The organism is Curtobacterium sp. 9128, assembly GCF_007673775.1.
Lineage (GTDB): Bacteria > Actinomycetota > Actinomycetes > Actinomycetales > Microbacteriaceae > Curtobacterium.
This window is the reverse complement of sequence record NZ_VEAF01000033.1, coordinates 1-232: the sequence shown is the minus strand read 5'-3', so window position 1 is coordinate 232 and position 232 is coordinate 1. Positions and strand designations below refer to the sequence as shown.

Annotated in this window: 1 protein-coding gene; it reads right to left on the bottom strand. The window is 34.5% G+C overall.

What is annotated here, in order from left to right; translation table 11 throughout:
- Positions 1-37: 37 nt before the first annotated feature.
- Positions 38-232, bottom strand: a 195-nt coding sequence (locus FS641_RS18320) for a hypothetical protein (RefSeq protein WP_222122134.1), incomplete at its 5' end; no start/stop codon positions are given.

The following is a 232-nucleotide window of genomic DNA, read 5'->3' as shown; positions in this document are numbered from 1 at the left end:
ACCTATAGAAAAGGATGTCCACTAATACTGGCACCTGTTACCGTTTCATCCAATCTGGAATATTTAACTGTAAACCTTCTATTCCAAGGTTCTTAATTAACTTCCTTCTCGCTGGACTCATCTGCTTTTTATAATTCTGTGGTGTTATATCCATCGCAAGATAATGTTGTCTATCTGATTTGTAGTGATCTTTATGTAAATAACGCTCGTAAAACAATATTGTTTCTTGCTT